Below are 3,049 nucleotides of genomic sequence, written 5' to 3'. Positions count from 1 at the left end.
CTAGGTTAAGCTAGTAAGAGCGCACGGAGGATGCCTAGGCACCAGGAGCCGAAGAAGGACGTGGCGAACAACGATACCGCCCCGGGGAGCCGTAAGCAGGCATTGATCCGAGGATTTCCGAATGGGGAAACCCAGCTGTCGTAATGGACAGTTACTACTAAGTGAATACATAGCTTAGTAAGAGGCATACCAGGGGAACTGAAACATCTAAGTACCCTGAGGAAGAGAAAACAATAGTGATTCCGTCAGTAGCGGCGAGCGAACGCGGATTAGCCCAAACCAAGGAGCTTGCTCCTTGGGGTTGTAGGACGTCTCACACGGAGTTACAAAGGTGTTTGGTAGGCGAAGAGGTCTGGAAAGGCCCGCCAGAGCAGGTAAAAGCCCTGTAACCGAAAGCAAGCACTCTCCGAGACGGATCCTGAGTACGGCGGGACACGTGAAACCCCGTCGGAATCCGGCAGGACCATCTGCCAAGGCTAAATACTCCCTGGTGACCGATAGTGAAGCAGTACCGTGAGGGAAAGGTGAAAAGCACCGCGGAAGCGGAGTGAAAAAGAACCTGAAACCGTGCGCTTACAAAAAGTCAGAGCCCGTTAAATGGGTGATGGCGTGCCTTTTGTAGAATGAACCGGCGAGTTACGATCACGTGCAAGGTTAAGTCGGGAAGACGGAGCCGTAGCGAAAGCGAGTCTGAATAGGGCGAATAAGTACGTGGTCGTAGACCCGAAACCGTGTGATCTACCCCTGTCCAGGGTGAAGGTGCGGTAACACGCACTGGAGGCCCGAACCCACGCACGTTGAAAAGTGCGGGGATGAGGTGGGGGTAGCGGAGAAATTCCAATCGAACTCGGAGATAGCTGGTTCTCCCCGAAATAGCTTTAGGGCTAGCCTCGAGGAATGAGCGTCGTGGAGGTAGAGCACTGATTGGGTGCGGGGCCCGCCAAGGGTTACCAAGTCCAGTCAAACTCCGAATGCCATAGACGTGCTACTCGGGAGTCAGACAGTGAGTGCTAAGATCCATTGTCAAGAGGGAAACAGCCCAGATCATCAGCTAAGGTCCCCAAGTGTGTGTTAAGTGGGAAAGGATGTGGAGTTGCAAAGACAACCAGGATGTTGGCTTAGAAGCAGCCACCATTTAAAGAGTGCGTAATAGCTCACTGGTCGAGTGACTCTGCGCCGAAAATGTAACGGGGCTAAACACACCACCGAAGCTATGACATGACATTGTCTTCACTTTGTTCTGGATAACACCGGGACATTTGTCAGAATCGACGCCTAGCGTCTAATCAAGATTCTGACCAAATGCCCAGCTAAACACATCCAGATTGAAGTGAAGGCAATGTCTTGGGTAGGGGAGCGTTGAATACGGATTGAAGTTGGACCGTGAGGACTGGTGGACTGTATTCAAGTGAGAATGCCGGTATGAGTAACGAAAAGACAAGTGAGAATCTTGTCCGCCGAAAGCCTAAGGGTTCCTGAGGAAGGCTCGTCCACTCAGGGTAAGTCGGGACCTAACGCGAGGCCGAAAGGCGTAGTGGATGGACAACAGGTTGAAATTCCTGTACCACCGTAAACCGTTATGAGCAATGGGGTGACACAGAAGGGCAGTGACGCGGGCTGATGGAATAGCCCGTCCAAGCAGTGAGGCTAGTGTGTAGGCAAATCCGCACACTATTAGGCTGGGCTGTGATGGGGAGCGAAAATTGTAGTAGCGAAGGTCATGTACTCCGGCTGTCAAGAAAAGCCTCTAGCCAGGTGAAGGTGCCCGTACCGCAAACCGACACAGGTAGGCGAGCAGAGCATGCTAAGGCGCGCGGAAGAACTCTCGTTAAGGAACTCGGCAAAATGACCCCGTAACTTCGGGAGAAGGGGTGCCTCGGTAGGGTGAATAGCCCGAGGGGGCCGCAGTGAAAAGGCCCAAGCGACTGTTTAGCAAAAACACAGGTCTGTGCGAAGCCGTAAGGCGAAGTATACGGGCTGACGCCTGCCCGGTGCTGGAAGGTTAAGGGGAGCGGTTAGGGAGCAATCCCGAAGCTGTGAACCGAAGCCCCAGTAAACGGCGGCCGTAACTATAACGGTCCTAAGGTAGCGAAATTCCTTGTCAGGTAAATTCTGACCCGCACGAATGGCGTAACGACTTGGGCGCTGTCTCAACGAGAGATCCGGTGAAATTTTAATACCTGTGAAGATGCAGGTTACCCGCGACAAGACGGAAAGACCCCATGGAGCTTTACTGTAACTTGATATTGGACTTTGGTACGATCTGTACAGGATAGGTGGGAGCCTTAGAAGCATGAGCGCCAGCTTGTGTGGAGGCATCGTTGGGATACCACCCTGATCGTATCGGAGTTCTAACCTACTACCGTGAAACCGGTAGAGGGACCGTGTCAGGTGGACAGTTTGACTGGGGCGGTCGCCTCCTAAAATGTAACGGAGGCGCCCAAAGGTTCCCTCAGAATGGTTGGAAATCATTCGAAGAGTGCAAAGGCATAAGGGAGCTTGACTGCGAGACCTACAAGTCGAGCAGGGACGAAAGTCGGGCTTAGTGATCCGGTGGTACCGAATGGAAGGGCCATCGCTCAACGGATAAAAGCTACCCTGGGGATAACAGGCTTATCTCCCCCAAGAGTCCACATCGACGGGGAGGTTTGGCACCTCGATGTCGGCTCATCGCATCCTGGGGCTGAAGTAGGTCCCAAGGGTTGGGCTGTTCGCCCATTAAAGCGGTACGCGAGCTGGGTTCAGAACGTCGTGAGACAGTTCGGTCCCTATCTGTCGCGGGCGCAGGAAATTTGAGAGGAGCTGTCCTTAGTACGAGAGGACCGGGATGGACGTACCGCTGGTGTACCAGTTGTTCCGCCAGGAGCACCGCTGGGTAGCCAAGTACGGACGGGATAAGCGCTGAAAGCATCTAAGCGTGAAGCCCCCCTCAAGATGAGATTTCCCAGTATGTAAGACCCCTTGAAGACGACGAGGTTGATAGGTTCGGGGTGGAAGCACAGCAATGTGTGTAGCTGACGAATACTAATCGGTCGAGGGCTTATCCTAA

The 3,049-nt window shown here is 53.5% G+C and carries 1 rRNA gene; it reads left to right on the top strand.

Annotated elements, in window-relative coordinates:
- Positions 1 to 3 precede the first annotated feature (3 nt).
- Positions 4 to 3,048 (top strand): 23S ribosomal RNA (locus A7975_RS17160).
- The last annotated feature ends 1 nt before the right edge of the window (position 3,049 follow it).

This window comes from Bacillus sp. FJAT-26390, from assembly GCF_001682865.1.
Classification (GTDB): Bacteria; Bacillota; Bacilli; order Paenibacillales; family Paenibacillaceae; genus Pristimantibacillus.
Note: the sequence above shows the minus strand (reverse complement) of the source record. Positions and strands in the feature narration are given on the sequence as shown.